The 22,487-nt window shown below is 62.1% G+C and carries 27 protein-coding genes; 10 read left to right on the forward strand and 17 right to left on the reverse strand.

The window, feature by feature from the left end; all coding sequences use genetic code 11:
* Positions 1 to 2: 2 nt before the first annotated feature.
* The gene (locus NKI08_RS10360; RefSeq protein ID WP_352470208.1) at positions 3 to 1,220 is read left to right on the forward strand and encodes an ABC transporter permease; all 1,218 of its coding nucleotides are present in this window, start codon (positions 3 to 5) and stop codon (positions 1,218 to 1,220) included.
* Between the two features lie 114 nt (positions 1,221 to 1,334).
* Positions 1,335 to 1,577, forward strand: a complete 243-nt coding sequence (locus tag NKI08_RS10365) for a hypothetical protein (protein ID WP_023720771.1) — start codon at positions 1,335 to 1,337, stop codon at positions 1,575 to 1,577.
* Here NKI08_RS10365 and NKI08_RS10370 read toward each other — a convergent pair.
* The gene (locus NKI08_RS10370; RefSeq protein WP_352470207.1) at positions 1,574 to 2,302 is read right to left on the reverse strand and encodes a hypothetical protein; all 729 of its coding nucleotides are present in this window, start codon (positions 2,300 to 2,302) and stop codon (positions 1,574 to 1,576) included. The two genes, NKI08_RS10365 and NKI08_RS10370, sit on opposite strands and share 4 nt — an antisense overlap.
* 7 nt (positions 2,303 to 2,309) lie before the next feature.
* Complete coding sequence (locus NKI08_RS10375) at positions 2,310 to 3,422, reverse strand: endonuclease/exonuclease/phosphatase family protein (protein ID WP_352768891.1); 1,113 nt, start codon at positions 3,420 to 3,422, stop codon at positions 2,310 to 2,312.
* On the opposite strand from NKI08_RS10375, the gene NKI08_RS10380 reads away from it, so the two are divergent.
* From NKI08_RS10380 to NKI08_RS10390, 3 genes are all read left to right on the forward strand, one after another.
* Complete coding sequence (locus NKI08_RS10380; protein ID WP_352768894.1) at positions 3,421 to 3,558, forward strand: hypothetical protein; 138 nt, start codon at positions 3,421 to 3,423, stop codon at positions 3,556 to 3,558. The two genes, NKI08_RS10375 and NKI08_RS10380, sit on opposite strands and share 2 nt — an antisense overlap.
* Positions 3,559 to 3,607: 49 nt before the next feature.
* The gene (locus NKI08_RS10385; RefSeq protein WP_352768897.1) at positions 3,608 to 4,192 is read left to right on the forward strand and encodes a BA14K family protein; all 585 of its coding nucleotides are present in this window, start codon (positions 3,608 to 3,610) and stop codon (positions 4,190 to 4,192) included.
* A gap of 175 nt (positions 4,193 to 4,367) precedes the next feature.
* Complete coding sequence (locus NKI08_RS10390; RefSeq protein WP_352470452.1) at positions 4,368 to 4,652, forward strand: PilZ domain-containing protein; 285 nt, start codon at positions 4,368 to 4,370, stop codon at positions 4,650 to 4,652.
* A gap of 10 nt (positions 4,653 to 4,662) precedes the next feature.
* Here the strand turns inward: NKI08_RS10390 and NKI08_RS10395 are convergent, their stop codons facing one another.
* From NKI08_RS10395 to NKI08_RS10415, 5 genes are all read right to left on the reverse strand, one after another.
* The gene (locus tag NKI08_RS10395) at positions 4,663 to 5,286 is read right to left on the reverse strand and encodes a hypothetical protein (protein WP_352768899.1); all 624 of its coding nucleotides are present in this window, start codon (positions 5,284 to 5,286) and stop codon (positions 4,663 to 4,665) included.
* Positions 5,279 to 5,800, reverse strand: a complete 522-nt coding sequence (locus NKI08_RS10400) for a hypothetical protein (RefSeq protein WP_352767834.1) — start codon at positions 5,798 to 5,800, stop codon at positions 5,279 to 5,281. Before NKI08_RS10400 ends, NKI08_RS10395 begins: the two co-directional genes overlap by 8 nt.
* A gap of 494 nt (positions 5,801 to 6,294) precedes the next feature.
* A complete protein-coding gene (locus NKI08_RS10405; protein ID WP_352768902.1) occupies positions 6,295 to 7,272 on the reverse strand; it encodes a DUF3592 domain-containing protein in 978 nt (325 codons plus the stop codon).
* A 257-nt stretch (positions 7,273 to 7,529) separates the two neighbouring features.
* Positions 7,530 to 8,549, reverse strand: coding sequence for a ketol-acid reductoisomerase (ilvC, locus tag NKI08_RS10410; RefSeq protein WP_352768905.1), 1,020 nt, complete (start codon positions 8,547 to 8,549; stop codon positions 7,530 to 7,532).
* Positions 8,550 to 8,572: 23 nt separating this feature from the next.
* Positions 8,573 to 9,226 carry a TetR/AcrR family transcriptional regulator gene (locus tag NKI08_RS10415; protein WP_352539587.1) on the reverse strand — a complete coding sequence of 218 codons (654 nt, stop codon included), beginning with the start codon at positions 9,224 to 9,226 and terminating at the stop codon, positions 8,573 to 8,575.
* 156 nt (positions 9,227 to 9,382) lie between these two features.
* Between NKI08_RS10415 and NKI08_RS10420 the strand changes: the two genes are divergently transcribed.
* Entirely contained in the window at positions 9,383 to 9,811 is a 429-nt protein-coding gene (locus tag NKI08_RS10420) for an anthrone oxygenase family protein (protein WP_352768909.1), read from the forward strand.
* Between the two features lie 38 nt (positions 9,812 to 9,849).
* Here NKI08_RS10420 and NKI08_RS10425 read toward each other — a convergent pair whose 3' ends face one another.
* Positions 9,850 to 10,302 carry a MarR family winged helix-turn-helix transcriptional regulator gene (locus tag NKI08_RS10425; RefSeq protein ID WP_352539585.1) on the reverse strand — a complete coding sequence of 151 codons (453 nt, stop codon included), beginning with the start codon at positions 10,300 to 10,302 and terminating at the stop codon, positions 9,850 to 9,852.
* A 100-nt stretch (positions 10,303 to 10,402) separates the two neighbouring features.
* On the opposite strand from NKI08_RS10425, the gene NKI08_RS10430 reads away from it, so the two are divergent.
* Together NKI08_RS10430 and NKI08_RS10435 are read left to right on the forward strand one after the other, a co-directional pair.
* Positions 10,403 to 10,708, forward strand: a complete 306-nt coding sequence (locus NKI08_RS10430; RefSeq protein WP_352470198.1) for a Rieske (2Fe-2S) protein — start codon at positions 10,403 to 10,405, stop codon at positions 10,706 to 10,708.
* A 1-nt stretch (position 10,709) separates the two neighbouring features.
* Complete coding sequence (locus NKI08_RS10435) at positions 10,710 to 11,435, forward strand: glutathione S-transferase family protein (protein ID WP_352768912.1); 726 nt, start codon at positions 10,710 to 10,712, stop codon at positions 11,433 to 11,435.
* Here the strand turns inward: NKI08_RS10435 and NKI08_RS10440 are convergent.
* Together NKI08_RS10440 and NKI08_RS10445 are read right to left on the reverse strand one after the other, a co-directional pair.
* The gene (locus tag NKI08_RS10440) at positions 11,383 to 12,621 is read right to left on the reverse strand and encodes an FAD-dependent oxidoreductase (protein ID WP_352768915.1); all 1,239 of its coding nucleotides are present in this window, start codon (positions 12,619 to 12,621) and stop codon (positions 11,383 to 11,385) included. The genes NKI08_RS10435 and NKI08_RS10440 overlap by 53 nt on opposite strands.
* 74 nt (positions 12,622 to 12,695) lie before the next feature.
* Complete coding sequence (locus NKI08_RS10445) at positions 12,696 to 13,106, reverse strand: winged helix-turn-helix transcriptional regulator (RefSeq protein WP_352466906.1); 411 nt, start codon at positions 13,104 to 13,106, stop codon at positions 12,696 to 12,698.
* Positions 13,107 to 13,242: 136 nt separating this feature from the next.
* On the opposite strand from NKI08_RS10445, the gene NKI08_RS10450 reads away from it, so the two are divergent.
* A complete protein-coding gene (locus tag NKI08_RS10450) occupies positions 13,243 to 14,133 on the forward strand; it encodes an SDR family oxidoreductase (protein ID WP_352768917.1) in 891 nt (296 codons plus the stop codon).
* A gap of 41 nt (positions 14,134 to 14,174) precedes the next feature.
* On the opposite strand, the gene NKI08_RS10455 is transcribed toward NKI08_RS10450, so the two are convergent.
* The 3 genes from NKI08_RS10455 to NKI08_RS10465 all read right to left on the reverse strand — a co-directional run bounded on the left by NKI08_RS10455 (position 14,175) and on the right by NKI08_RS10465 (position 19,003).
* Positions 14,175 to 16,094 (reverse strand): potassium transporter Kup, encoded by a 1,920-nt coding sequence (locus NKI08_RS10455; protein ID WP_352450049.1) that lies wholly within the window; start codon positions 16,092 to 16,094, stop codon positions 14,175 to 14,177.
* Between the two features lie 158 nt (positions 16,095 to 16,252).
* Positions 16,253 to 18,166: a potassium transporter Kup gene (locus tag NKI08_RS10460; protein ID WP_352539580.1), complete on the reverse strand. Its 1,914-nt coding sequence runs from the start codon at positions 18,164 to 18,166 to the stop codon at positions 16,253 to 16,255.
* 96 nt (positions 18,167 to 18,262) lie between these two features.
* Complete coding sequence (locus NKI08_RS10465) at positions 18,263 to 19,003, reverse strand: pyridoxine 5'-phosphate synthase (protein WP_352471639.1); 741 nt, start codon at positions 19,001 to 19,003, stop codon at positions 18,263 to 18,265.
* A gap of 115 nt (positions 19,004 to 19,118) precedes the next feature.
* Here NKI08_RS10465 and NKI08_RS10470 point away from each other — a divergent pair, with 115 nt between their 5' ends.
* Complete coding sequence (locus NKI08_RS10470; RefSeq protein WP_352768920.1) at positions 19,119 to 19,523, forward strand: SpoIIAA family protein; 405 nt, start codon at positions 19,119 to 19,121, stop codon at positions 19,521 to 19,523.
* A gap of 19 nt (positions 19,524 to 19,542) precedes the next feature.
* On the opposite strand, the gene NKI08_RS10475 is transcribed toward NKI08_RS10470, so the two are convergent.
* From NKI08_RS10475 to nthA, 4 genes are all read right to left on the reverse strand, one after another.
* Entirely contained in the window at positions 19,543 to 20,670 is a 1,128-nt protein-coding gene (locus NKI08_RS10475; RefSeq protein WP_023720791.1) for an ATP-dependent DNA helicase, read from the reverse strand.
* Between the two features lie 148 nt (positions 20,671 to 20,818).
* Positions 20,819 to 21,151 (reverse strand): nitrile hydratase accessory protein, encoded by a 333-nt coding sequence (locus NKI08_RS10480; protein WP_352769194.1) that lies wholly within the window; start codon positions 21,149 to 21,151, stop codon positions 20,819 to 20,821.
* Positions 21,152 to 21,170: 19 nt separating this feature from the next.
* Positions 21,171 to 21,830 (reverse strand): nitrile hydratase subunit beta, encoded by a 660-nt coding sequence (gene nthB, locus NKI08_RS10485; protein ID WP_352767821.1) that lies wholly within the window; start codon positions 21,828 to 21,830, stop codon positions 21,171 to 21,173.
* Complete coding sequence (gene nthA / locus NKI08_RS10490; RefSeq protein ID WP_352768924.1) at positions 21,827 to 22,432, reverse strand: nitrile hydratase subunit alpha; 606 nt, start codon at positions 22,430 to 22,432, stop codon at positions 21,827 to 21,829. Before nthA ends, nthB begins: the two co-directional genes overlap by 4 nt.
* Between the last annotated feature and the right edge of the window lie 55 nt (positions 22,433 to 22,487).

Below are 22,487 nucleotides of genomic sequence, written 5' to 3' on the forward strand. Positions count from 1 at the left end.
CCATGATCTGGGAAACCGTTCGCCTCTCGCTCCGCTCCATCCGCCGCAACGTGCTGCGCTCGTTCCTGACGCTGCTCGGCATCGTCATCGGCGTCGCCGCCGTCATCGCCATGCTGACCATCGGCTCGGGCACCACCGAGAAGGTCAAATCCGACATTTCCAAGCTCGGCAGCAATCTGCTCGTCATCCGTTCCGGCCGTCCGGCCGGGCCTGGCGGACCTGGAGGGCTCGATCAGGTCGTCCGACCTCTTGCCTACAAGGATCTCACCGCGCTTGCCGCGCATCTGGACGGCTCGCGCGCCATCTCGCCGGCGTCGCAAAAGCAGGTGCGCGTCATTTTCGGCACCGAAAGCCTGACCTCGGGCGTCACCGGAACCGACAGCGCCTATCTCGATGCCCGCGACTGGAAGCTGGTTTTGGGCCGCCCGTTCAGCGATTCGGAAACCCGCTCGGGCACCGGCGTCTGCCTCATCGGTGAGACGGTGCGCCAGCAGTTCTTCGGCGCCGGCGACCCTGAAGGCGAGATCATCCGCGTCAACCGCACTTCCTGCAAGATCATCGGCTTGCTCGAACCGAAGGGCTATACCGGTTTCGGCCAGGACCAGGACAATGTCGTGCTGATGCCGCTCGCCGCCTATCAGCGTCGCATTGCCGGCAATCGCGACATCGATTCGATCTATGTCGCCGCCGACGACCGTACGCCAACCACGGTGCTGCAGCAGCGCGTCGAGGACATCTTGCGCGACACACGCCGCATCACGCCCGACCGCGACGATGATTTCTCGATCCGCGACATGACCCAGATCGCCGATGCCATGGCCAGCGCGACCACCACCATGACTGGCATGCTCGGTGCCGTCGCCGGCGTCAGCCTGCTCGTCGGCGGCATCGGCATTATGAACATCATGCTGGTGTCGGTAACCGAGCGCACGCGCGAGATCGGCATCAGGCTCGCCATCGGCGCCCACGAAAAGCACATCCTCATCCAGTTCCTGGTCGAGGCAACCGTGCTGTCGCTGCTTGGCGGCATCATCGGCATCCTGATCGGCCTGGCCCTTGCCGGCCTCGCCTCGCTGACGCTGACGATCCCGTTTGCGCCAAGCCCGGCGGTCATCCTGCTTGCTGTCGGCTTTTCCGCGCTGATCGGCATGGTGTTCGGCTTCTTCCCGGCGCTGCGCGGCGCGCGGCTTAACCCGATCGACGCGCTGAGGCATGAATAGGCATTGCAGCAAGTGTCGCCTCCAGACGCTGCCAATTTTTTATGCAACCTGCCCTTGTCGCAGCACATTCTGCAATGATAACAATGCTGTTGGGGACTAAGGGGGGAACAATGGATGAGCAAGAAAGCGCGACTGGCTCTGGCGATTGTGATCGTCGAAGCCGCCTTGGCAGGGCTTTGGTGGAATTTGATCCTTTATGGGATGGAGAATCCCGATCGCGTCACCGCTGACTTCCAGCAGGTAATTGGGCAGACGATGGGAACAGCGATGGGGGCGCTCCTGGGTCTCGGCGTGCTGTTGTATTTTGTTGCCGCCCGCAACGACCGCAAGGCTATTGAAGGTAGGCTACGACGTTAGAGTTGGAAACCTTGCTCGCTCGCAAAGTGCCATTCGATCAGCGGTCTCATATGCGGCATCAGCCCGTCCGGCAGATCGGCGGCATTGCGGATGATTACAGGGCCTTCGATTTCAGGCTCTGATTCGGCGGCGACGAATGCACTGATCCGCTGTGCCAGGTCGTCGGCGGAGGCCGTCTCGCGGTAGCGGCGAAAGATCACCGTGCCGGTTGCCGTCGACAGGGCGTAGTGGCGCCTGCCGCGTGTCGCACCTGATAGATCGAGCCCGGTTTCCTCCAGTACCTCGCGGATCATGTTGAAGTCGACGTCAACAATGCCGTCGCGGAAATCGGTTGGCTCGAACGAACCGGCGGCGAAGTAGACGCGCCCGGCATTGACCGTATGCGGTGCCATACGGATCGCCACCAACGCGTTGTCGCCGGCGACCAGCATGGCGTGCGCGTAGGCATGTTCGGCGCCAGGCACCTGTCGATTGCTGCGCCAAAGCATGAAGGTCGAATAACGCACCGCATGGCAACGGCCGACTAGGCGAGTGTCGCGATAGCTGAGAGCGGAAAGCAGCACCACGGTGCCGTCGAAAAGCGCCGGCTTGGCCGCGGTCTCACGCCGCCAGTTCGCCGCGATCGCGTCGGCATGATCGCGCTCGAACGGATGCGGGCCGGAATCGAGCCTGACGTCGATGGCATCGACCGGCAGGATGACGTTGCGCGGCAAATCGAAACTCACGCCTGTCTCACACCATGTCGAGGGCAATTGCTACTGGGCAATGGTCGGATGCTTTCGGCCGGTCCCACCCGGCGCGTGGGAAGCGCTCGACCTCCTGGCCCGCCGGAAATATGGTGCGCCAAGGCTGTCCGCTACGGATGATATCGGGAACGGCGGTGGCGTTCTGCCTGGCTAGCGCCCTCGATAAAAGGATGTAGTCGAGCTGGCAGAGATGCCGCTCTTCCGGTCCGCGCGTGTGATAGAAAGTCCAGCGGTCCATTTCCGGCCGCCGCTCGACCGCGTTTTCGCAAAAACCGCCGGCAGTGAGCACGTCGATGCAGGACCGGGTCTCGTCGATCACCTCGAAGCGATGGCCGTCGAAAACATCGCCAGTGATCTTCACGCGCTGCCGGTAGTCGTTCATGTCGCCGCAGATTGCCCAGCGCTTGTCGGCGGCATTATCCTTGCCGAAGCGCTCCTCGATGATCCGGCGCACCGCTTGCGCCTCGGCGATGCGCAGCGGCATTGTCGCCTCGCGGCCGTCGAGGCCGTTACGGGGCGAGCCCATCGACTTGAAATGCACGAGATACAGCGTCAACGGCGCGCCAGCGACCGTCAGATCGATTTCCAGGCAGTCGCGTCGGAAGATGCGTTCATTGGCCTGGTGACCAAGCGCTGCCAATTCCGCCGTGTGCAGGCCGAATTGCTCGAACGTGACATAGGCGTAGCTAGTCATGCGCACGAATTCGATTGGCTGGCCCTGCGCGGTCTCGTTGCGCATCATCACGGCGACGTCGATGCCGCGCGAATCATTGCCGGCGGTGGTGTATTTCTGCCGATAGCCTTGCCCCACCATCTTGAAGAGATAGCCATATTCGAAGGCCTTCAGCGCCTCGATATTGTCGACCTCCTGCATGCAGATGATGTCGGCGCGGGTGGCCGCGATCGCCAGCGCCGTCAACTGGCGCGTGTCGTCGGACTGCGCGATCGCCCGCGCCTGCTCGAGCATCTTGTATTCGGCCTCGCTCTGGATGTCGAAAAGCGCCAGTGTGCGATCTTCGTTGAGCTGATTGCGGTATCCGGAATAATCAAACCTGTTCATCAGGTTTTCGACGTTGAAGGTGGCAAGGCGCAGCGACATGGCTTTGAGCTTTGCCCGCAAGCGCGCCCGAAAACAAGGGCGCAGAAACCAGGAGGCTCTGATTGATCGCGCGCTCGCCATGGTTGACGGAACCTTTTTGTTCATCTTCCGTTCAGATGGAAAGTTCCATCAATAGGCTCTTCCCCGAGGTTTCTGGGCGTGGGGCCTGAATTTCGGAGAGTGCGATGAAACCGCTCTTTTTATCTTCCGTCAGATCCGGGCTGATGGCCCTCGGTCTGATCGCCAGCCTCTCGGCCCCGTCGCTTGCCGGGCCGATACCCAAACCCCTGCTGCCGGTGGCGGGCAACGCTGCCGACATCGTGCAAATTCGTGAAGATTGGGCAGGCGGCAATGACAGGCAGATCTGGCGTTGGCGCAATCGCGGCTTTCGGCAATGGCACGGCGGCGACGATTGGAGATGGCGGTCCCACAATTTCCGCGGCCGTCATTTTTCGAGACACTGGGACAATGGCGGCTGGGACGACAGCTGGCGCTGGCGCCACCATCGCCGCCATTACCGCGGCGGCTACTATGATGATGGTGCGGGTGCCGCGATTCTTGGCTTGGGCCTGGGCCTCGGCCTTGGCAGCCTGTACAACAGCTACAACTACTACGACGCGCCGCCACCGCGCCGCTATTATCGCGCAGGGCGGCTTTCCAGTGCACATGTCCAATGGTGTTACAATCGCTACCGGTCGTACCGCGCCTGGGACAACACCTTCCAGCCCTATTACGGGCCGCGCCAGCAATGCTACTCGCCCTATAGGTAAGCAGGCCGACAACAAGCATCATTCGGCGCCGTGCTTCGCGGCGCCTTTTTCTTCCAGCCAGGAACCGCGAACATCGCCCAGTCCCGACTGCTGATAACGCTATTTTTATCAGGCAGGTCTAATAATCCTCCCGATCAGAACGCCCGAGACGCGAAAAATGGCTGGATTGCGTGCGATGGCCGAGGACGAACAGAGGGACAAACACCGGCAGCGCGTCTTGAAGGGCGCGACGATCCTGACCGGCGTGAGCAATTCCGAGGTCACATGCACGCTGCGCAACATGCACGCCGGCGGCGCCGAATTGAAGGTCTCGATCGACGCGCGCGTGCCCGATGAGTTCCTGCTCTATGTTCCGACCGACGGCATTGCCTACAAGGCCGTGGTCCGCTGGCGCCGCGAAGATCGTATCGGCGTGATGTTCACCGGTACCGAACCAAAGCCCAGTTGGCACTACGGCTGAGATCCCGGCGCTATCCGGGTGGCAGGACTCGCAGTGTCTGCTCGTCAAACAGCGGCTCATCCTGGCCGACGCGAACGAATAGAAGCTTTCGCAGTTCGGGTGATTGCACCTCGAAATACTGAATGCCGTCCGGGGCTTCGCCCCATTCGCCACAAGGCGGTTCGCCGACCTCGTCAGGGTTGGCGACGGTCTTCAATTCCTCACGATAGGCGGCATCGGGACTGAAAACATACCGGAGGATGCGCGCGGGCGTCGCCCCTTCGGTGTAAGGCATGAGCACGCAACGTGTGCTGATGGCTTTCTCGGTCTTCTCCGTAAAAATGCGCTGCAACGCAGAATCGGCGGCCTCGCCAGGCAGCATATCGAAGACTTCGACGACAGGATCGGCCGGCCCGCCGTCGCTGTATTTGATGGCAAGAGCATTGCCGCCAAGCTCGAAATGAATCCGGCGAAAACCGAAATCGCAACGCTGCACCCAGGCAGCCAGCCCGACATCCCTGTCCGCCAGCCGTTCCCAAGCGCATTTGTCGACAGGCGGACGCGACGGCTTGCTTTGGTCGGCACGAGCGCCGGTTGCCATGGCAATAAGGACCGACAGGGCGAACATGCAGGCCGGCAGTCTCTTGCTATTCATCGCTACAACCCGTCAAACTAAAGGCGTCCCAGGCTGAACCGTCGGGATTGGCTTTGGCGAAATCGGGCCATTCGGTAAAAATCGCGCCGAAGTCAGGCAACAGCAACCCTGCCGGTGCCGGCGAGGCTTCGCGGGAATTCAACTGCTCGGCACCGCCTGCATTGAACGCATAGACCTGCCCATCCCACACTCTGCACAGCCCGGTGCCGTCCTCGAGACCAGCCTCACGATCGTCGTCGGTGCAGGTGTGCCGGATCGTGCCCACAGGAAAGGAGTACTTGCCATTGGTCCAGGTAATGTCCGACGGCAGACGAATGTCGGTATTGGGCACGATCAACGAAAAGACCTCGGTCGTCAGCGCGGCCGGCTCGTTGTTGGTTGGCCGGAACTGTATCGTCGCTCCCGAACGCGGCTCGCGATAGGTCGCATGGCTGAGCGAGCATTCTGTTGCGTTCGCTGCTTGCAACAGGCTCAGCATGCTCAGAAAAATAGCTGCTGCTTTGCGGATGATCATTTAAGTCCCTTGGAGCAGCATCATTGTGAAGTTTGAGCATCGATGCTTTAGCATGGCCCAAGGCCGCGTCGAAAAGAAAGAATCGATGATGCGAAATCTCTTGATGCTCATTTCGATCTTAACATTTACGTGCGGCAGCGCCTTTGCCACGGAACCCTATGTGGGCACATGGTCCGGGGACAGATCGAACTGTACCGCCGTTGCGTATGTTCAACGCCAGACTGTCTACACATTGTACCGCGACGCGCTGTCGGTCCCTGCTCTCGGCTGCGAACACGCATCGTTTCTCAAGACGCCTACGGGCTGGGTGGCTCGGGCCAGCCAATGCTACGGATCCGACCCGTCGGCCGAAGAGCCGTTCTCCCGTGTCATCCATATTGTGGTCGACGGGGCGACGGTGAGATTGACATGGCCTGGCTTCGACAGCGGAGTTCTTGTCAGATGCTGAAGACAGGCGTCTTTTTCCGCTGGATATGCAGCCTAGGACAGCAGCTTCAGATGACGCCTACCAGCAGCGCGGCTCCACCGAGGAGGCCAACTGCGCAGACCCACAGGAGCCAAAGCCCGCTCACCCTGCATTCGAGAACCGCTGCAACCGGGTTGTCGGGATCGTAGTGGACCTCGACCTTGTCGCCCTGGAGGTAGCGCTGCGATCGACCGCTGACGAGGCTCGGCAGCGAAGCCGTCACGTTTGCGCCGAACGCGATGCGATCGGCGGCGTAGCGCTGGCCGGCGACGCTATAGCTGTAGACGACGCGGGATTTGAAGACTGTCCGCCAGGGCCGATAGCCGCCTCCGGACTTGTCGCGGGTCTCGAATTTCTGCAGGCCCGAAGCATCGATGCGTCCTGCCGTGATCGGCCATTTGGCCGCCTGTTCCGCAAGTGACTTCTGGGCAAAGCCCATGCGCAGGACAAATAATCCCATGAAAAGCAGCAGGGCAGCGGCGCCGAGGTTCTGCGGCCTGGGCAAAAACGGCCGGATCGCTTCGAGGAGGCCGCCGACGGAGAAGACCAATACAAGCGCGCCGACCACCAGCCCGGCCGAAAGCTGGACCATGAACTTGAAGGAGCCGTCGGGCATGGTGCGTTCGATCACCGCCTTGGCTGGATCGGCCGGATTGTAGAAGACGGTTACGCCGGCCCCGTTTGGAAATTTCGCAAGGGTTTCCGCCACGGCAAAGTTTCCAAGGTTCTCCTGCACGCTGTAGTGCGAACTGCGAAATGTCTTGCCGTTCACCTTGTATTCGAAGGTGATTGCCGGGAAGTTGCGGATTTCGGTCGACCCTCTGCTGTCCGAACCGGATCCCGAACGGGTCACCTCGCGGGCCTCGACCCGCGACGAGATGATCTTTCCCGGCGTCGGAGACCAGCGGCTGACCGCCCTCACCTCCCACCACTTCAGCAAGGTGACGAGGGAGAGCATGCCGGCAACCGCGCAGGCAAACCCGATCAACAGAAATTTGAGTTCCAACTCTCACCCCCTTGGCACTTTTGTGCCATGCCCCGCACAGGCATATCACGGTGATGAGGATAGTGCGCCTGTCCAGAAGCCTGGAAACCACACGATCTTGATGCGAAAAGGCCGGCGGATCGCTCCGCCGGCCTTTCTTGATCGGCAATGAAATTGCGATCAGTTCTTGGCCTTGTCGACCAGCTTGTTCATGGAAATTCCCACGCGCCCGCAGGGCGAAGCCCGAGGACGGGTAACGAAACGAACGTGGATGTCCTTCAGTTCTTGGCCTTGTCAACCAGCTTGTTCTTCGAAATCCACGGCATCATCGCGCGCAGCTTGGCGCCGACTTCCTCGATCTGGTGGCTGTCGTTGTTGCGGCGGATGCCCTTGAAGCGCGACATGCCGGCGCGGTATTCCTGCATCCATTCCGAGGTGAACTTGCCGGTCTGGATATCCTTCAGCACGCGCTTCATCTCGGCCTTGGTCTCGGCGGTGATGATGCGCGGGCCCGAGACATATTCGCCCCATTCGGCGGTGTTCGAGATCGAGTAGTTCATGTTGGCAATGCCGCCTTCATAGATCAGGTCGACGATCAATTTGACCTCGTGCAGGCACTCGAAATAGGCCATTTCCGGCGCGTAGCCGGCTTCCACCAGTGTCTCGAAGCCGGCGCGGATCAATTCGACCAGGCCGCCGCACAGCACCACCTGCTCGCCGAACAGGTCGGTCTCGCACTCCTCGCGGAAATTGGTCTCGATAATACCCGAGCGGCCGCCGCCAACGCCGCAGGCATAGGAGAGCGCCAGGTCGAGCGCATTGCCCGAAGCGTCCTGGTTGACCGCGACCAGGCACGGCACACCACCGCCCTTCTGGTATTCGCCGCGCACCGTATGGCCAGGCCCCTTCGGCGCGATCATCACGACGTCAACCGAAGCTTTGGGCTCGATCAGGCCAAAATGCACGTTGAGGCCGTGGGCAAAGGCGATCGCTGCGCCATCGCGGATGTTCGGCGCGATCTCGGATTTGTAGATGTCGGCCTGCAGCTCGTCCGGCGTGGCCATCATCATCAGGTCGGCCCACTTGGCGGCATCGGCTACGCTCATCACCTTGAGCCCGTCGGCCTCGACCTTCTTGGCGGTCGCCGAGCCGGCTTTGAGGCCGACGGCGATGTCCTTGACGCCGGAATCCTTGAGGTTGAGCGCATGCGCCCTGCCTTGGCTGCCATAGCCGATGATGGCGACATTCTTGCCCTTGATCAGGTTGAGATCGGCATCGCGATCGTAATAGACACGCATTTTTGTTCCTTCCCGTTTTGAATTCAGAGGCCTTGCGGCCCGGTTTTTGCCCCGTAAAGAGCGAGAAACTGCTGCGTCGCCCGGACGGCATCGCCGCCGATCGCCGCATCAGTCAATTCCAGCCGGTCGCCAAGCAGCAGGCGGATCTGCACGTCGCGGGCGACCAGCCCGAAAAAGGTGCGGAACGCCGTCTCCGCGTCGGAAAACTCGAGGAAACCAGCTTCCTTGCCTGCCTCCAGCACCGGTTTAAGGCGCCGGGCCAGTGCGAAGCGGCCGTTCTCCAGCACGATGGCGCCGAGATCGTCCTTCCCCGAACTAGCATGGCCGACCGCCACCCTGTTCAGCGCGATCGAGGTGTCGCTCGAAATTACCTTGAGCCAGTCCGAAGCGAAGCGTTCGAGGCTCGCCGTCAGCGAAGGGAGGTCGAGCCCCTTGCGGTCGACCGGCACTACCCGCACCTTAGACGCCTGCCATTGTACCGTTGCCGTCAACAGCCCGTCGCGATCGCCGAACCATTTGTAGAGCGTCTCCTTCGAGCAGCTCGCCCGCCGCGCCACGGCGGTCATGGTCAACTGATCGCCCTCTTCGACCAGCAGGCGAAGGGCGGCGTCGAGCACGTCCTTCTGCCGCTCCGTCAGCGCCTCGCTGGTTTCGATGTCGGTCACAGCGTGCAACACAGTTTTTCCTCAGGACGCGAACTCACCCGCAGTTCAGATACGAGCTCGATGGCGTACCGTACGTTACGGTTCGGCTTTATGGCGTATTGCCCGACCCGACGCAAGCCTTTATTTCTGTAGCTTGCTCCATGCGGGGCATCACGGGAGACACTGATCATGCTCGCCGGATTGCTTGCGTTGACCGTTACCGCAGTGTTCGCGGGTGCGGCTATCTACGTCAGCGTCGCCGAACAGCCGGCGAGGCTTCGCCTCGAGGACAAAGCATTGCTGCAGGAATGGCAGCCTTCCTACAAGCGCGGCGCCGCCATGCAGGCCTCGATCGCCGTCATCGCCTGTATTCTAGGCCTCGTCGCGTGGTGGCTGACCGGCAATCTCGCTTTTCTGGCCGGCGCTGTGCTGATCATCCTGCCTTGGCCATGGACGCTGCTGGTGATGATGCCGGCAAATAGGTTGCTGGAGGCGATGGACGCGAACTCCGTCAATCCTGAAGCTCGGACATTGATCGCCAAATGGGGCAATCTGCATCTGGTCCGCGTCGGGCTTGGCGTTCTGGCGACGTTGGCATTCCTCTTGGGCAGTGCCTGACCTCGCCAATCGGTCGCCATCTTCGTCATGAAGGCGTGTCACTCCAGGGCGGGCGGATCTCGCAGGCGCCCAAGCAGAGCTGACAGCGCGTCCAGTTCAACATTGGAAAGCCGGGAGCCGACCAACTCCGCGATCGACCGGCCGTAGACAGCCCACATGCGGCGGCGCGTCTCGCGTCCCTTGTCTGTGACGCGGACTGTTTGCCCGCGGCCGTCATCGGCAACTGGAAGCTTCTCGACCTGCCCGTCGGCTTCGAGCCGCGCCAGCAGCCGGGAGATGTTGTACTGCGCAAACAGGGTGCGCTCGGTGAGTTGGAACGGCCGCAATCCGCCCTCGCCCGCCTCGGCAAGCTCGTGCAGGATGTCGTACCAGGCAAGCGGCGGCAGGCCACTGTCCTTCAGCGCGTCCTCGGCTCTTTCCAACAACTGGCGCGAAACCCGCATCAGGCGGGCCCAGGCCTTGATGGCTGGAGGTGAAGGAATCCCGGTCATGATTGCATCGTAGGCGATAGATGCAATTGCATCAAGCTTGACGATCGATGCAAATGCATCTATATAGATGCAATCGCATCAATCACGAGAGGCAATTCCGATGAAGCATGAAATCTGCAAGATCGCCGACATTCCGGAAACAGGCAGCCTCATCGCTCCGTTTTTCGGCCGCGAGGTCCATGTCTACCGCAGCGGCGAGCGTATCCGCGCCGCCGCCAACGTCTGCCTGCATTTCGGTGGCCCGCTCGACTGCAAGGACGGGAAGCTCGTCTGCCAGTGGCACGGCGCCTCGTTCGACATGGCGAACGGTGATCGCCTCGAAGGCCCGGCGCCGAAGGGCTCCCGCCTGATGTTCCTCTCCACCCGCGTCGAGGACGGTGCTTTGAACTATGTCTGGGGGGAGTGAGATGACCGACAAGCTCACTCTCGTCAGCCATCATCTTTGCCCCTATGTGCAGCGCACGGCGATTTCGCTTCGCGAAAAGGGCGTGCCATTCGAGCGCATCACGGTCGATCTCGCCAACAAGCCTGCCTGGTTCAAGGCGATATCGCCGCTCGGCAAGGTGCCGCTGCTCCGCGTTGAGCATGACGGCCAGGAAACGGTGATCTTCGAATCGCTCGTCATCCTCGAATTCCTCGAGGAAACCCAGCCCAATCCGCTGCATCCCACCGACCCCTACGCCCGTGCCCGGCATCGCGCCTGGATCGAGTTCGGCTCGGCAATCCTCAATGCCATCGGCCGCTTCTATTCAGCTCTCACCGAAGCCGCCTTCATCGCCGAACGCGGGGCTCTGGCAGCAATGTTCGATCGCCTGGGAGTGGAACTGGCGAACGGCGCGGCTGGGCCATGCTTCGACGGCGAGCGCTTTTCACTGGTCGACGCGGTCTACGGCCCGATTTTTCGCTATTTCGACGTCTTCGACCGGATCGGCGATTTCGGCATCCTGGACGGAAAGCCGCATGTCCAGGTGTGGCGCGAGGCGTTGCGCAAACGCCCATCCGTGAAGGGCGCGGTCGCTCCCGATCATCCGCAACGCCTCCATGCATTCTTGCAGGCTAAGGGTTCGCACCTTTCGGAAATCATCCGCCAAGGCGATCCGGCCACAGCGCTTCCGCAAGCCCTATCGGCTTGAATGGATTGGGCACCGTTCCTGTAACCATGGAAGCAAGAAACTGCGGCGCCGGCGGGACTTTTGCCAGCGTCGCCACCAGCCTGTCGCGGACGAACGGCATCACAATCGAATCCGATTGATAAAACGGCGTCAGCACCAGCGACAGCGTCTGGAAGACCCGCACATGCCATCGCCGCGCCCGAACGTAAGCTTCCAGCGCAGTATCGATACGGTCCGTTCCTATGAGCGCGTAGTTGAGCGCGGCTGCATCGAGCAGCGCCATGTTCGCGCCCTGCCCGAGCTGCGGGCTTGTCGAATGGGCCGCGTCGCCGATAACGGCCAATCGCCGTCCGGCTGGCGTCTTCATCGTGTGATGGCCATAGCGCGCCAGCGAGAGCTGCTCGAAACTGTCGATCTGGTCGATGAAGGCCGCGCATTCAGGCCACAGCCCGACCAATCTCGCCTTCCATGCCTCGAGACCTGCCGCCCAGACGCGCTCGGCATCCGCCGGCTTGAGGCTCCAGAAGAATGCCGCCATCTTCTGGGCATCCGGCTCGGGCCGGCCGATTGGCAGCACGCCGATCATCACGCTCGCGCTGTCGTAGCGCTGCAGCAGCGCGTGCTCGTCGAAACCCTCGCCGCGCCAGCCAAGCGATGCCCAGAACGCGCCATAGGCGAGCGATCGCGGTTCGCCCGGATTGTTCACGCACCGCCGCAGTTTGGAGCGCGAACCGCTGGCATCCACTACCAGGTCGAACGACCCTATCCGTTGTCCGTTGCCGCAGATCAATGTTGCCCGCTCGCCGGTTTCCAGCGTCTCGAGCTCGATACCTGTCTCAATGGTGAGCGCCTGGCGCCGGGCGGCGCGGAAAAGCACGCCGAACAGAGCCGCGCGGTGCACCGCCAGCCCGAAGCGGCCGCCACTCCGGGCATCGTAGCGGACGTCGAGCACTGTGCGGCCGGTCTTGGCATCTGCACCATGCAGGCGGTCTATGCGGCTGCCCAGCGCCAGAATGTCATCGAGCAGGCCGAGATCGGCAAGCACCGTCAGCCCGGTCGGCTGCAGGATCAGCCCGGACCCGACCGGTTGTGGCTGGTCGAAGCGCTCGAAGATGGTGACCCTATGTCCGGCGCGCGTGAGATAGAGCGCGGCGGCAAGTCCAGCCGGCCCGGCGCCGGCAATCGCGATGTCCAGAGAATTGCCCATCTGCCCGCCCCAACCCAGGCCGGACAATCCTTCAGCGCTGCTGCTAAATCAAGCCGCCGTCCCGGCCTGGAGGCTCAGCCTTCGGCAGCATCGAAAACCTTCCGCGCCTCGCGTACAGCGCCGTGATTGAGCTCGGCCCATTGGATCAGCTGATGCAAGGGTCCAAACATCGAGCGCCCGAGATCGGTGAGGCTGTATTCGACGCTCGGCGGTTTGGTCGGAAACACCTGGCGATGCACATAGCCGTCGCGCTGCAGATCGTGCAGCGTCTGGGTGAGCATGCGCTGTGAAATATCGGGCACCAGCCGCCGCAATTCGCCGAAGCGGTACGGCTTCTCGGCCAAGGCCTCCATCAACAGTGAACTCCATTTATTGCTTATGCCCTGGATCACGTCGCGAACCGGGCAATCCGCAAGGTTTCCGCCACCGCTGCCTGCTTTGTATATCTCGAGCTTCGATCTCAGATTGACGATCTTGCCGTCCATGGCTGGTTCCCTGGGTGTGCCTACCTCCCGCAAAACTGCCTTCTTTACGAGGATGGGTCAATTCCTATTTTAGTGCTGGTCTCTTTTTGAGACTAATATATGCACCCGCCGCTCCGGCGCAACGTCAGGACATCTCATGACCGACACCCTTCTCGTCACCGGCGCCTCCGGCCAGCTTGGCCGCGGCGTGATCAATCATCTGCTTGACACGCTCAAGGTCTCCCCTCAGCGCATCATCGGCGCCACCCGTAATCCGGAAAATCTGGCCGATCTGGCAGCCCGAGGCGTCACCATCCGGGCAGTCGACTTCGACGACACCGCGTCGTTGGCCAGTGCATTTACCGGCGCGGACAGGGTTCTGATCATTTCGACAAACGAGCTCGGCGTTCCGGGCAAGCGCCTGAAACAACATGAGGCCGCGGTCGCCGCCGCAAAAAGCGCCGGCGTTTCGCATCTGCTCTACACGTCGATGCCCAATCCGGAGCCAGCATCGCCGGTACTGTTTGCGCCCGATCACCACGGCACCGAGCAGGCGATCAAGGCGAGCGGTATCCCCTACACCATCTTCCGCAACGGCTGGTACCAGGAGAACCTGTTCATGGCGCTGCCGCATGCCATCGCCTCGGGGCACTGGTACACATCCGCTGGAGACGGCCGCATTGCCCACGGCGCGCGCGACGATATGGCCGCGGCAATCGCCGCCGGCCTCGCTTCGAGTGCAACCGAAAGCACGACATACACGCTGACGGGTCCGCAGGCCTATACGGTGGCTGAAATCGCGGCCCTCGTCACCGAAGTTACCGGCAAGCCGATCGAGGTCGTCCAGCTTTCGGACGAAGCGCTGACCGGGGGATTGAAGGCAGCCGGCGTCCCCGACGGTTTCGCCCCGGTCATCGTTTCCTTCGACACCAACACGCGCTCCGGCCGGATCGGCATGGTGACCGACGCGGTCGAGACGCTGTCTGGCAGGAAGCCGCAGCCGCTGAAGCAATTTCTTGAAGCAAACAAGGCGGCTCTGGTGAGCTGAGCCTCACAATGGCCGTGCCCTCAAAGGGCACGGCCATTTGTTCAGATAGCCACCTGCGTCCCGATCTCGACCACCCGTCCGGTCGGGATCTGGAAATATTCCGTCGCATCGGCCGCCGTGCGCGCCAGCCCGATGAATAGCTTGTCCTGCCAGACCGGCATGCCGGAATTGGGCGAGGCCTTGAGCGAGCGCCGCGACAGGAAGAAGGACGTCGTCATGATGTCGAACTTCCAGCCCTGTTTGCGGCAGATCGCCAGCGCACGCGGGATGTTGGGCTGCTCCATATAGCCGAAGGTCAGCGTCACCCGCATGAACAGCTCGTTGACCATTTCCATCTTGACGCGCTCGCTGTCGGGCACGACAGGCTGCGGTGCCGTCACCACCGAAAGGATGACGTTCTGCTCGTGCAGCACCTTGTAGTGCTTGAGGCTGTGCATCAGCGCCGTCGGCGCGCTCAGCGGGTCGCTGGTCAGGAACACCGCGGTGCCCGACACCAGATGCGGCTTCTTCTTCAGCAGATTGCCGGCGAGGAAATCCAGCGGGATCTCGTTCCGGCGCGTCTTGTCGAACAAATAGCGGCTGCCGCGGATCCAGGTCCACATAGTCATCACGATAACTGCGGCGATGGCAAGCGATGCCCAGCCACCTTCAAACACCTTGACTATGTTGGCGGCAAAGAAGCCGGTATCGACGAAGGCGAACACGGCCATCAAGGCGATCGCGACGCCGAGCGGCCATTTCCAGATGCGCGTCATCACAACAAAAAGCAGCACATTCGTCACCAGCATGTTGCCGGTCACCGAAATGCCGTAGGCCGAGGCCAGGCGGCTGGATTCGCCGAAGCCGACCACCAGCAACATCACCACCAGCGCCAGCATCAGGTTGATGCGCGGCAGATAGATCTGGCCCGACTGTTTTTCCGACGTATGCTGGATAACGAAACGCGGCAGCATATTGAGCTGCACCGCCTGTCTGGTCAGCGAAAAAGCGCCGGAGATCACCGCCTGGCTGGCGATGACGGTCGCCGCCGTCGCCAGCACGACCATCGGAATAAGCGTCCAGCCCTGGTTCATCTCGAAGAATGGATGACCGACAACGCCGCCATTTGCCAGCACGAAGGCGCCTTGCCCGACATAGTTGAGCAACAGACAAGGAAACACGATTGCCAGCCAGGCGAGTACGATCGGCTTGCGGCCGAAATGGCCGAGGTCGGCATAGAGCGCCTCGGCGCCGGTGACGGCGAGGAAGACCGCACCAACCGTGACGAAGGCGACATCGGGCGAGTTGACCAGGAACGACACGATGTAATGCGGGCTGATCGCCAGCAGGATTTCCGGATCGGCGATGATGTGGTTAATGCCGGAAAGGCCGATGGCCAGGAACCACAGCGCGGTGACTGGCCCGAACACCAAACCTACGCCGCCGGTGCCGAATCGCTGTACCGCAAACAGGATCGCCAAGATGGCCAGTGTCAGTGGCACCACATAGGGCTGGAATGTCGGCGTGACGACGTTCATACCTTCGACCGCCGATAGCACCGAGATCGCCGGCGTAATGACTGCGTCGCCGAAAAAAAGCGCCGCGCCGACGATGCCGATGCCGAGGATCACCGCCGAGCGGGTCGGGAAACTGTTGCGCGCCAGCGCCATCAGCGACAGCACCCCGCCCTCGCCTCGATTGTCGGCGCGGAGCACGAACATGATGTATTTGATGGTGACGGTGATCGTCAGCGACCAGATGATCAGCGACAACACGCCAAGGATGTCGCCACGGTTGGCGACGTTGCCACCGGCCGATGCGTGCAACGCCTCGCGAAATGCATAGATCGGGCTGGTACCGATATCGCCGTAAACCACGCCGAGCGCGCCCAGCATCAGCACCTTGGTGCTGTGCTGCTCGACCTCAGAATGGCTGGATTGTTCGACAGGTTCTGCCTCGTTACCAGCATTGGTAAGGGCCATGGACGACACTCCGGTAAGCGGGCGGTGCTCTACGCTTGCTGCGCTGCAATATCAAGTGCCGTCACGTAATGGCTCCGTCCCGATATTGCGAGCTCTCCACGACTTGGCAGACTCAGTCCGATCGGCAGACCACCTGGAATGTCGCAACGGACACGTTTTTAAATAGCCACCTGCGTCCCGATCTCGACGACGCGTCCGGTCGGGATCTGGAAATATTCCGTTGCATCGGCCGCCGAGCGCGCCAGCCCGATGAACAGCTTGTCCTGCCAGACCGGCATGCCGGAATTGGGCGAGGCCTTGAGCGAGCGCCGCGACAGGAAGAAGGACGTCGTCATGATGTCGAACTTCCAGCCCTGTTTGCGGCAGATCGCCAGCGCACGCGGGATGTTGGGCTGCTCCATGTAGCCGAAGGTCAGCGTCACCCGCATGAACAGCTCGTTGACCATTTCCATCTTGACGCGCTCGCTGTCGGGCACAACCGGCTGCGGTGCCGTCACCACCGAAAGGATGACGTTCTGCTCGTGCAGCACCTTGTAGTGCTTCAGGCTGTGCATCAGCGCGGTCGGCGCGCTCAGCGGATCGCTCGTCAGGAACACCGCGGTGCCCGACACCAGATGCGGCTTCTTCTTCAGCAGATTGCCGGCGAGGAAATCCAGCGGGATCTCGTTCCGGCGCGTCTTGTCGAACAAATAGCGGGTGCCGCGTATCCATGTGGACATGATCAGCCCCATGCCGCAGGCGACCGTGATCGACACCCACCCGCCTTCGAGGATCTTGACGACGTTTGCGAGGAAAAATCCAGTATCGATCGTGCCGAACAGCAGTGTGAGCGCGGCTGCCAGTGCAAGCTGCCATTTCCACCGGAACCGCATCACCACAAACAACAGGATGGTTGTCATCAGCATTTCGCCAGTCACCGAAATGCCATAGGCGGAAGCCAGCGAACTCGAACTGCCAAAGCCGACCACCAGCAGCATCACGCCGAGCGCGACCACCAGATTGACCCGCGGCATGTAGATCTGGCCGGATTGCATCTCGGAAGTATGCTGCACCTCGATACGTGGCAGCAGATTGAGCTGCACCGCCTGCCGCGTCAGCGAGAAAGCGCCGGAGATCACCGCCTGGCTGGCGATCACCGTCGCTGCCGTGGCCAGCCCAACCATGGGCATTAGCGCCCAATCCGGCAGCATCTGGAAGAATGGATTGGTGGGTTTGCCGCCGTTGGCCAGGACGAACGCGCCTTGTCCGAAATAGTTGAGGAGCAGACAAGGGAACACCACGGAGAACCACGCCAGCACGATCGGCCTGCGGCCGAAATGGCCGAGATCGACATAAAGGGCTTCGGCCCCGGTGACCGCCAGGAACACAGCCCCGACCGTGACGAACGCACCGGTGGGCGTATTGGCCAGATAAGCGACCGCGTAATAGGGATTGATCGCCAGCAGGACCGACGGGTCGTCCAGCAGATGGTAGACCCCGGCGGCACCGATCGCCAGGAACCACGCTGCCGTCACCGGTCCGAACACGGCCGCCACCCTGCCGGTGCCAAAGCGTTGCACGGCAAAAAGCATTGCCAGGATGATCAGCGTGATCGGAACAACATAAGTTTCCAGCGTCGGGGTCACCACTTCCAGGCCCTCGACCGCCGAAAGCACGGAGATGGCCGGCGTTATGATGGCGTCGCCGAAAAACAGCGCCGCGCCGCAAAGTCCGATCCCCAGAATGAACCGGGCTCCCTTTGGATAAGCGTTGCGCGCAAGCGCCATCAGCGACAGCGTGCCGCCCTCACCCTTGTTGTCGGCTCTGAGCACGAAAGCGACGTACTTTATCGTGACGATGATCGTCAGCGCCCAGACGATAAGCGACAGCACGCCAAGGACGTCGTTGCGCGCTACCGGTCCCGACGATGCGTGCAGCGCTTCCCGAAACGCGTAGATTGGGCTCGTGCCGATATCGCCGTAAACCACGCCCAACGCGCCCAGCATCAAAACTCTGGTGCTGTGCTGCTCGGCCTTGGAGTGGCTGGATTGTTCGATGGGTTCTGCCTCGCTACCGGCGTGGGCAAGAGCCATGGACGACACTCCCATAGACGTGCGGCGCTCGACGCTGCGGGATGGAAAGGACGCGCTGCCGTGCCCGGAACGCATGGCCTATCGGCTCGCCTTTCTCTACCAGCCACAAGCCTTCAGAAACCGCCTGACCGTTGCGGCCATGCCATACTCCAACGCATCGGCTGTCAACCCATGTCCGATCGACACTTCGGCCAATGCCGGGATGCGCCTGGCCAGCGCCGGCAAATTGCTCACCACAAGGTCGTGCCCGGCGTTGACCTGGAGCCCTGCCGCCAATGCGGCATCCGCCGTCTTTCCCAATTTCTCCAATTCCTTCGCCGCTTTTGCCGAATCGGAATGATAGCTGCCGTATGGACCCGTATAGAGTTCGATCCGATCGGCGCCGGTGTCGCGAGCGGCGTTCACGCCAGCGGGATCCGGATCCGAAAACAGCGACACGCGAAAGCCTCCCTTCTTCAGGCGCTTGACGACCGGTGTCAGGAACGCAGCCTCGGCGGCGAAGTTCCAGCCATGGTCGGAAGTCGCCTGCGCCGGGTCGTCGGGCACCAGCGTCACCTGCTCGGGCTGATGCTTTTCCACAAGCGCCAGGAACTCCTCGGTCGGATAGCCCTCGATGTTGAATTCCGCATTCGGGAACTCGTCGTCGATCAGCGCCCTGATCTCAGGCAGATCGGAATGCCTGGTGTGCCGCTCGTCGGGTCGCGGGTGCACCGTGAGCCCATGCGCGCCGGCGGCAAGGGCGATGCGTCCGAGCCCCGTCACGCTTGGCCACGGCAGGTCGCGCCGGTTGCGCAGCATGGCGATCGCATTGAGATTGACGGAAAGCTTTGCAGGCATTTGCACGGCTCCAGGCTGATCTTGGCGCGCATCTATACCGCCTTTAACGGGAACAGACAGAGGGTTTCAGGTGTTCCAAGGTGTGCGAAGAAAATAGAGCGCAAGGAGTTTCCTGTTGAATTTTCTCGAGGCCGTGCCGGCGGTTCGCCGCATCGACACCGATCGCGAAGATCTTTTCGCCATCGATGTCGTCGGCCATGTCGCAGCGGCTGACGCCGAAAACCTGTTCGGATTGCTGGAGGCGGCCTATGCGCTGTATCCGAAGATCGACGTGCTGGTGCGCCTGATCGACCATGAGGGTGTCGACTGGGCCGACGTATCGGACGAGACGATCGAACAGGGCATAGCTCATGCCGTGGAGCATATCGGCCGCTGCGCGGCGATCGGTGAGCCGAACTGGATACCGGAGGCAAGAGCCTTTTTGCCTGCCTCTTTGCCTATCGAACTCCGGCATTTCGAGGCCAAGGACGAAGCCGCCGCCTGGGAATGGCTTGACGCCAGACCGATCGCCCAGCGCTGATACGACGGACCTGACAGCCCTATCGGACGATCGTCAGCCGTTCGGCTGCGCGCGTGATCGCGGTGTAGAGCCAACGCTGGCGAGTTTCCTTGAATGCCCAGCTTTCGTCGAAAAGCACGATCTCGTTCCATTGCGACCCTTGCGCCTTGTGCACGGTCAGCGCGTAACCGTAATCGAAATCGTCGAAGCGCTTCTTCTGCTGCCAGGGAATGTCGGCGTCGGGATCCTCGAATGCGGCTTTGAGCAGCTTGATCTTGGCGACGCCGCGATCCGGGTCATCTTCCTCCGGCGAAACCAGCAGATTGATGCCGGGCTTGACCGTCTCGCGCGACGAGGTCATCACCTTCCACAGCGAGCCGTTGAGCAGCCCCTTGGCCGGATCGTTGCGCAGGCAGACCAGCTTGTCGCCGGCCTGCGGATAATCGGCGTTGAACCCCTTCAGCTCGCGCAGCCGCTGGTTATAACGGCGGCGCGTACGGTTGGTGCCGACCAGCACCTGGTCCGCTTTCAGCACCAATTCCTGGGTGACGTCTTCCTTGCCGATCACCTGCGCCGCGCCATAGTCGCCGCGCATGAACTCGCGGCCCTCGCGCACGTCGAGCGCCAGCCTGATGATCGGGTTGTCGCGCGCCTGGCGGTGGATTTCGGTGAGCAGAATGTCCGGCTCGTGGTCGGTGAAGAAGCCGCCGCCGGAGATTGGCGGCAACTGGCCGGGATCGCCGAGCACCAGGATCGGCGTGCCGAAGCTCATCAGGTCACGGCCGAGTTGCTCGTCGACCATTGAGCATTCGTCGATGACGACGAGCTTGGCCCGCGAGATCGGGCTCTGCCGGTTGAGCGAAAATGTCGGCGACATCGATGTCTTGCCGGTCACCTCGTCCGCTACCGATTCCTCGCCCTTCGGCCGGTAGATCAGCGAATGGATGGTGCGGGCATTGACCGCGCCCTTGGAACGCAGCACCTGCGCCGCCTTACCGGTAAACGCGGCGAACTGCACCTGGCCGTCGACATGCTCGGCGAAATAGCGCGCCAGCGTCGTCTTACCGGTGCCGGCATAGCCGAACAGCCGGAACAGCTGCGGCTTGCCGGCTTTCAGCCAGCCGGCCACCGCCTTCAGCGCCTCGTCTTGTTGAGGAGAGAATTCCATCAGCGCGACAGACCGGATTCGCGAGGGAAAGACAAGGTGACTGCCGTCACCGGCAAATTTTCATCGCCGGCAATCACGCCGCTGCGACAGGGTCAGGCTATCAGTGACGAACAGGAACGTAAAGAGAACAAGGCCGGGCGGCCGCAGCTTACCCGGCCTGCTGTGGATCGTTCTCCAGCTGGATCGGCTTGCCATGCGGAGTTGCGTGCGCGGCGCGTTCCCAGGCAGCGGCGAGCGCATCGACGTCGCGCTTTCCGGCAACGCCCTTGGCCAAAAGCAGCTTTTCCAGCGCTGCCAGCCAGTGCTCGTAGTAATCGTGACCGTCGCGCGCGGCGCCCGGCCGCTTCACCTCTGCCGACAAAGCATCCGCCCATTCGCTCCACGAAAACAGCCCGTTGTCGTGCAGTGCTACCGTCATGGCAAAGGCCTCTGCTTGCCACGGCTCGGCAAACACAGGCGCCTCGACACCGGCGGGCAGCATGGCGGCAACTGAGCCCGTCTCACGCCGGCTCAAGGTAGCTCTCCCAGGCGTCGATCGACACGACAAGTGTCGGATCGGCGCCCTCGCCCCAGATTTCGCCGCCGGTGAAGGCCACCGTATAGACCCATTGCGGGTTTTCGCCCTGGCCGTGCGCATTGGTGTCGGGAAAGACAAAGCCGTCGCGCACAGCCTCGACGACGCCTCGCTTGCCGCGTGCATAGCGCGGCAGTCTGGTGTGGCCGGTCGGATGAAAGTTCTTGGTTCGCACGGGGTCGCCCGCCTTGAACCGCGCAGGCGCGGCGACAGGCCGGTCGCAGTGCCCGCCCTTGGCCAGCACCGCCGGAACGTCCTTAGCCTTCAGCACCCGTTTGGGTGTCGCTGCCGGGTCGACTGCGTCGCCCGTAGTCAGGTCCCGGTCGCTGACGAAACCATGGCGTTTGAGCAGCACCTCCAGCGCCTTGATCCATATCTGGTAGTAGCTGGAGGCATAATAATCCGCTGGATGCAGCGATTCCCGCGCGTGCCGGCTCTCGTCGATGGTCCAGGCGCCCATGGCGCCAGCGCACAACGTCACGCCCAGCGCCCGCCTTTCCCAATCGGCATGGAAATAGGGTTCGTCAGGTTCGGGCGCGACCGGCCCGAAACCCATCTGGCCGCCGAGATCCTGCGGCCCGTTCATGCCGGTTCCCGCACCAACGCCGTGCCGATCATGGCATCGCGCGTCACCAGATCGGCGAGCCTTGCCTCATCCCAGCCCTCCGTACCCCAGGGGCGCATCGGCACCACCAGATAGCGCAGCTCGGCGGTCGAATCCCACACCCGGATTGTCGTCCTCGCCGGCAAGGTCAGACCGAATTCCTCGAGCACGCCGCGCGGATCGATCACTGCGCGCGAACGGTAGGGCGGCGCCTTGTACCAGACCGGCGGCAGGCCGAGCACCGACCACGGATAGCAGGAGCATAGCGTGCAGACGACGAGGTTGTGCGTGTCGGCCGTGTTGAACACCGCCTGCATGTGCTCGCCTTGCCGGCCGGTGTAGCCGAGCGATTCGATTGCCGCCGTCGCATCACGCTTCAGCCATGCGGCAAACCCGGGATCAACCCAGGCCTTCGCCACCACCTTTGCGCCGTTGCGCGGCCCGATCTTAGTCTCATAGGTGTCGACGATAACATCGATCGCCGCCGGATCGATCAGGCCTTTGCGGGTGAGAATCGTCTCCAGCGCGCGCACCCGCGCCGCAAAGGGATCAAGCTCGTTGTCGTGGTCGTGATTGTGCGGCATGGCGTCAAATTACGATCGCGGACCCCCGGCCGCAAGCACCACGGCTTGGGCCAGC

The sequence above is a fragment of the Mesorhizobium sp. M0768 genome, assembly GCF_040320195.1.
Classification (GTDB): domain Bacteria; phylum Pseudomonadota; class Alphaproteobacteria; order Rhizobiales; family Rhizobiaceae; genus Mesorhizobium.

Coding starts and splice junctions, on each gene's coding strand:
- NKI08_RS10360 (WP_352470208.1), top strand. CDS start 3: ATGATCTGGGAAACCGTTCGCCTCTCGCTCCGCTCCATCCGCCGCAAC.
- NKI08_RS10365 (WP_023720771.1), top strand. CDS start 1,335: ATGAGCAAGAAAGCGCGACTGGCTCTGGCGATTGTGATCGTCGAAGCC.
- NKI08_RS10380 (WP_352768894.1), top strand. CDS start 3,421: ATGGCTTTGAGCTTTGCCCGCAAGCGCGCCCGAAAACAAGGGCGCAGA.
- NKI08_RS10375 (WP_352768891.1), bottom strand. CDS start 3,422: ATGTCGCTGCGCCTTGCCACCTTCAACGTCGAAAACCTGATGAACAGG.
- NKI08_RS10385 (WP_352768897.1), top strand. CDS start 3,608: ATGAAACCGCTCTTTTTATCTTCCGTCAGATCCGGGCTGATGGCCCTC.
- NKI08_RS10390 (WP_352470452.1), top strand. CDS start 4,368: ATGGCCGAGGACGAACAGAGGGACAAACACCGGCAGCGCGTCTTGAAG.
- NKI08_RS10395 (WP_352768899.1), bottom strand. CDS start 5,286: ATGAATAGCAAGAGACTGCCGGCCTGCATGTTCGCCCTGTCGGTCCTT.
- NKI08_RS10400 (WP_352767834.1), bottom strand. CDS start 5,800: ATGATCATCCGCAAAGCAGCAGCTATTTTTCTGAGCATGCTGAGCCTG.
- ilvC (WP_352768905.1), bottom strand. CDS start 8,549: ATGCGTGTCTATTACGATCGCGATGCCGATCTCAACCTGATCAAGGGC.
- NKI08_RS10420 (WP_352768909.1), top strand. CDS start 9,383: ATGCTCGCCGGATTGCTTGCGTTGACCGTTACCGCAGTGTTCGCGGGT.
- NKI08_RS10425 (WP_352539585.1), bottom strand. CDS start 10,302: ATGACCGGGATTCCTTCACCTCCAGCCATCAAGGCCTGGGCCCGCCTG.
- NKI08_RS10430 (WP_352470198.1), top strand. CDS start 10,403: ATGAAGCATGAAATCTGCAAGATCGCCGACATTCCGGAAACAGGCAGC.
- NKI08_RS10435 (WP_352768912.1), top strand. CDS start 10,710: ATGACCGACAAGCTCACTCTCGTCAGCCATCATCTTTGCCCCTATGTG.
- NKI08_RS10440 (WP_352768915.1), bottom strand. CDS start 12,621: ATGGGCAATTCTCTGGACATCGCGATTGCCGGCGCCGGGCCGGCTGGA.
- NKI08_RS10445 (WP_352466906.1), bottom strand. CDS start 13,106: ATGGACGGCAAGATCGTCAATCTGAGATCGAAGCTCGAGATATACAAA.
- NKI08_RS10450 (WP_352768917.1), top strand. CDS start 13,243: ATGACCGACACCCTTCTCGTCACCGGCGCCTCCGGCCAGCTTGGCCGC.
- NKI08_RS10455 (WP_352450049.1), bottom strand. CDS start 16,094: ATGGCCCTTACCAATGCTGGTAACGAGGCAGAACCTGTCGAACAATCC.
- NKI08_RS10460 (WP_352539580.1), bottom strand. CDS start 18,166: ATGGCTCTTGCCCACGCCGGTAGCGAGGCAGAACCCATCGAACAATCC.
- NKI08_RS10465 (WP_352471639.1), bottom strand. CDS start 19,003: ATGCCTGCAAAGCTTTCCGTCAATCTCAATGCGATCGCCATGCTGCGC.
- NKI08_RS10475 (WP_023720791.1), bottom strand. CDS start 20,670: ATGGAATTCTCTCCTCAACAAGACGAGGCGCTGAAGGCGGTGGCCGGC.
- NKI08_RS10480 (WP_352769194.1), bottom strand. CDS start 21,151: ATGCTGCCCGCCGGTGTCGAGGCGCCTGTGTTTGCCGAGCCGTGGCAA.
- nthB (WP_352767821.1), bottom strand. CDS start 21,830: ATGAACGGGCCGCAGGATCTCGGCGGCCAGATGGGTTTCGGGCCGGTC.
- nthA (WP_352768924.1), bottom strand. CDS start 22,432: ATGCCGCACAATCACGACCACGACAACGAGCTTGATCCCTTTGCGGCG.